The organism is Clostridium beijerinckii (assembly GCF_008705175.1).
Lineage (GTDB): Bacteria > Bacillota > Clostridia > Clostridiales > Clostridiaceae > Clostridium > Clostridium beijerinckii.
The window spans coordinates 895,001-900,000 of record NZ_CP043998.1 but is presented as its reverse complement, the minus strand read 5'-3'; the positions used below and the strand labels follow the sequence as shown (position 1 = coordinate 900,000).

Here is a 5,000-nt window from a genome sequence, read left to right as displayed (position 1 = left end):
TTCCAAATCCTATAGCATATAATATTCCCGTAAAAGCCATATTAGTTAACTGATGATTTCTTTTAGTTATAAAACCTATAAAAATTGTAAGGACTAAAACAGTTACAGCATTTATACTCATAATGTAGCCCAAAAGTTTAGCACTTTCATTATTAAATTGAGCATTTAAAGTTATAGGCAAAGAAAACTTATGCTGAGCATAAATAAAGTTATATACCATATATAAAACTAGAAATAGACTTAATGCTGGCCTTTTCCAAAGCATTTGAAACGTATTTCCATTTTCTGCTATTTCAGCTTTACTTTCAACCTTTAATTTACTATTTACCGGATAAGTCTCTTTGATATTTTTCCATACCAAAAAGACTGCTATTAAAGAAGTTAGTGTATCCCCTAAAAATAATAATGGTAAAAGATTATTAAATAAAAAACCTGCTATTATTGGTCCAATTGCAACTCCTGCATTTATCGCTAGGTAGTTAAGAGAAAATCCAGCTTGTCTTTCTTCCTTAGAGAGTATATCTTGAATCATTGATTGAAATGCTGGACGTACAAAACCATTAAAAAATGTACTTATCAATAAACACATTATAGTAATCGAAACACTTTTAGTGAAAGCACAAGGTATTAATGTTACTGCTGCTATACTTTGTGCATATGTATATATTTTTTTTCTTCCAAACATATCTGATATTTTTCCACCTAAAATGGATGCTGGTATGCCTACAATAGATGATAATGTAACTATAACTCCAGTTGCTGCAGCTGTCATTCCAATTTTTTGAGTAAGATATAATGCGAGAAATGGTACTACAAAATCTCCAAGTCTGTTAATAAGTGTAGCAAAACATATCACATACATTTCCTTTGGTAATCCTTTATAATTATTAATGAAATCTTTCATTTGTTATGCCCCCTTTTCTTAATATATTTTACCTATAAAATCCTTAAATTCCAAAACATTCCCACTAAATAATTTTTATATAAATTACCATTTTAATGCTATAATTTTATCTATATTTCAATATTTTAGTCAAATATGATTATTATCTTTTTATTTATTGGATCCTATTTTATGACATTTGCATTAGAAGTATTAGGTTAATATTTAGAAGAATATATAAAGAAGCTAATAAACTTTATAAGGAATTAATGAATATATAAATAGTTATATGATACTGTCTACATCAGAAGCTATCACTATCGGATTTTAGCCTGATAGTGACAGCTTCCTCTCCTTTAAACTAAGCAGTAGTTAAAATTTCACAAAATAGTTCATCACAGATTTTTCTTTAAATCCACACGATTTATATAAATTAAGTGCCCTACTGTTTTTATCAGCCACATCTAATTCTACTTGCTTTATATCTTTTTCACTTATTAATTTTAAAGCTGCCTTTAGTACTGCTCTTCCATAGCCTTTTCCTCTAAACTCTGGTAACACGCCAAAACCCAATATGAAAGCTGAGTAATCATTATATTCAATATGAATTTTACCTATGACTTCATTGTCTAATTCAGCTATATAGGCATTTTTTATTCTTGATTCATCTTCCTCAATTTGTTCAGTTTCTTCTTCAGCTAAAACTTTGAAACTTTCATTTTCCTCCTTATCAGAAAAATAAATCAAGTCTTGTCTTGATAATTCCTTCTTATCTGATGCCTTTGCTTTTCTTAAATTAATAGGAAATAAATTTTCTAAAAAATGCTGACTTATTAATTCCATCCCATATTCAGAAAAATCGTATTCTCCTCCTACTGCTTTTATAAATTCATTTCCAGATTTAGATTTACCATCTGTTAATAATAATATCTTCTTAAAACCATTCCTACTACATTCATCTATTGCAAGGTCAAAGAGTTTTTTAAAGATACCTTTTCTCCTCCACTCTGGATGAGTCATTCCATTAAGCTCAGCTATATTTCCTCCAAAACATGAAATTCCAAGATAAGCAACTAAAACATAATCTACATAATATAAAAATTCATTTAATCTCTTCTTTGATGTTTCTGAATTTTTATTCATTTCTAATTTAAAGTCTACTTCCAACTTTAAATTTACTTTATCCTTTGAAGTTATGATTTCTTGAAGTTCATTTATATCTTTATATTCTTTTTCACCTATATATTGCTTCATAGTTATTATATGATTTACTTCTTTCATTTTAAAATCTCCTTTTTGCTTGCTTTTGAAATTTTTAAATTTTTCATAGATTTTAATTTTAAATTCTTCATTGCACATCTCTCCTTTTTGATTGCTGATCTTATCATATACTATTGATATTACTGAATCTCTAAAAATGGACAGAAAAATCCCGCAGACACAAACCTATAGATGGCTTCTATCTGCGGGCATTATAAAAACAGGCAAACCTGTTATGATATTCGTCCTTAATAGTACACATATTTATGAAAGGTTATCTAAATTCCGCGAAAATATAACACAAATAAAAGGTACAACTACCATAAGAATGTATTTCCGCCCATATTTATTTTTAAACAGCAATCACCTTTACACTCTTTATCATATTACCATTTCTCCTTTCATAAGACTTACTATACTTTTACAATAAATCCTTCAATAAATTAACATTATCATATGCAAAAATATTTGTCAATTAATTCAAATTTATTATTCTATTCCTTCACTAAAATTAGTAATCACATTTTTTATGCAAAATAAAAAAAGATAGTTATTACAACTATCTTTTTTGCTTACCTCGCAACGTCCTACTCTGCCACACAGTCTCCCATGCAGTACCATCGGCGCTATAGACCTTAACTTTCCTGTTCGGAATGGGAAGGAGTGTTACCTCTATGCCATCATCACGAGATATTAGCTTTTCCCAAATCTCTGATTTGGTTGAAAAACTTATGCAAATCGCTAAAGCGATTTGTATTCCTTATTCAATTGAAAGTTTTGTTCTTTCAAAATTGCACACAGTTTCTTTAATGTATTTACAACTTGACTATATTGGTCAAGCCCTCGACCTATTAGTATCAGTCAGCTAAATACGTTGCCGCACTTACACCTCTGACCTATCAACCTTGTAGTCTTCAAGGGGTCTTACTAGCTTATGCTATGGGAAATCTCATCTTGAGGTGGGCTTCACACTTAGATGCTTTCAGCGTTTATCCCTTCCCGACTTAGCTACCCAGCTATGCTTCTGGCGAAACAACTGGTACACCATAGGTCAGTCCATCCCGGTCCTCTCGTACTAAGGACAGCTCCTCTCAAATTTCCTACGCCCGCGACGGATAGGGACCGAACTGTCTCACGACGTTCTGAACCCAGCTCGCGTGCCGCTTTAATGGGCGAACAGCCCAACCCTTGGGACCTACTTCAGCCCCAGGATGCGACGAGCCGACATCGAGGTGCCAAACCTCCCCGTCGATGTGAACTCTTGGGGGAGATCAGCCTGTTATCCCCGAGGTAGCTTTTATCCGTTGAGCGATGGCCCTCCCACGAGGTACCACCGGATCACTAAGCCCGACTTTCGTCCCTGCTCCACTTGTAGGTGTCGCAGTCAGGCTCCCTTCTGCCTTTACACTCTTCGAACGATTTCCGACCGTTCTGAGGGAACCTTTGGGCGCCTCCGTTACATTTTAGGAGGCGACCGCCCCAGTCAAACTGCCCACCTAACAATGTCCTGTCACCAGTTTCATGGCATCCAGTTAGAACTTCAATACTATCAGGGTGGTATCCCAACAACGACTCCACCAAGGCTGACGCCCTAGTTTCCCAGTCTCCCACCTATCCTGTACAGACAATACCGAAATTCAATGCTAAGCTACAGTAAAGCTCTACGGGGTCTTTCCGTCCAATCGCGGGTAGCGAGCATCTTCACTCGCACTACAACTTCGCCGGATTTGCAGTTGAGACAGTGCACAAGTCATTACGCCATTCGTGCGGGTCAGAACTTACCTGACAAGGAATTTCGCTACCTTAGGACCGTTATAGTTACGGCCGCCGTTTACTGGGGCTTAAGTTCACACCTTCGCGTTACCACTAAGTGTTCCCCTTAACCTTCCAGCACCGGGCAGGCGTCAGCCCCTATACATCAGCTTTCGCTTTAGCAGAGACCTGTGTTTTTGTTAAACAGTTGCTTGTGCCTATTCTCTGCGGCCTGATTTCTCAGGCACCCCTTCTCCCGAAGTTACGGGGTCAATTTGCCTAGTTCCTTAACTGCAATTCTTCCGTCGGCCTTAGGATTCTCTCCTCATCTACCTGTGTCGGTTTGCGGTACGGGCACTACTTCTCTCTCTAGATGCTTTTCTTGGAAGCATGGAATCAGATACTTCGGTTCCGTAGAACCTTCCCCATCACGCCTCAGAATTGTTGGAACGGATTTGCCAATCCCAACTCCCTAAACGCTTAGACTAGCATCCAATAGCTAGCACATCCTATCCTTCTCCGTCACACCATCGATAATAACGATTATAGTGGTATTGGAATATCAACCAATTGTCCATCGACTACGCCTTTCGGCCTCGCCTTAGGTCCCGACTAACCCTGAGAAGACAAACTTTACTCAGGAAACCTTAGATATTCGGCCTGTAGGATTCTCGCCTACATCTCGCTACTAATGCCAACATTCTCACTCGTAATCAGTCCACCGCTCCTTACGGTACGACTTCAGCCCGATTACGACGCTCCTCTACCGCTCACGCTAATGCGTGAACCCGTAGCTTCGGTGGTAAGTTTGAGCCCCGGACATTTTCGGCGCAGGATCTCTTGACTAGTGAGCTATTACGCACTCTTTTAATGAGTGGCTGCTTCTAAGCCAACATCCTAGTTGTCTTAGAAATCCCACATCCTTTTCCACTTAACTTACACTTTGGGACCTTAGCTGACGATCTGGGCTGTTTCCCTTTTGACCATGGAACTTATCTTTCATAGTCTGACTGCCGGACTGATAGTATGTGGCATTCGGAGTTTGATAAGGTTCGGTAAGCGCTATGCCCCCTAGCCTATTCAGTGCTCTACCTCCACTACTCAC

The 5,000-nt window shown here is 37.4% G+C and carries 2 protein-coding genes and 2 rRNA genes (2 of these 4 running past the window's edge); all 4 read right to left on the bottom strand.

Annotation, left to right across the window (positions count from 1 at the left end):
* Window positions 1-904, bottom strand: partial view of an MFS transporter gene (locus F3K33_RS04180; RefSeq protein ID WP_039768857.1) — the 5' portion only. Its footprint begins 347 nt before the window's first position; only the first 904 of its 1,251 coding nucleotides appear in the window; it begins with the start codon at window positions 902-904; its stop codon lies beyond the left edge, outside the window.
* A gap of 351 nt (window positions 905-1,255) precedes the next feature.
* The gene (locus F3K33_RS04175) at window positions 1,256-2,164 is read right to left on the bottom strand and encodes a GNAT family N-acetyltransferase (protein WP_031276455.1); all 909 of its coding nucleotides are present in this window, start codon (window positions 2,162-2,164) and stop codon (window positions 1,256-1,258) included.
* A 553-nt stretch (window positions 2,165-2,717) separates the two neighbouring features.
* A 5S ribosomal RNA gene (rrf, locus tag F3K33_RS04170) occupies window positions 2,718-2,834 on the bottom strand.
* Window positions 2,835-2,974: 140 nt separating this feature from the next.
* A 23S ribosomal RNA gene (locus tag F3K33_RS04165) occupies window positions 2,975-5,000 on the bottom strand; it runs 884 nt beyond the window's last position.

Bases quoted from the DNA above. Each gene is read 5' to 3' on its own strand.
- F3K33_RS04175 (WP_031276455.1), bottom strand. From the start codon at position 2,164: ATGAAAGAAGTAAATCATATAATAACTATGAAGCAATATATAGGTGAA.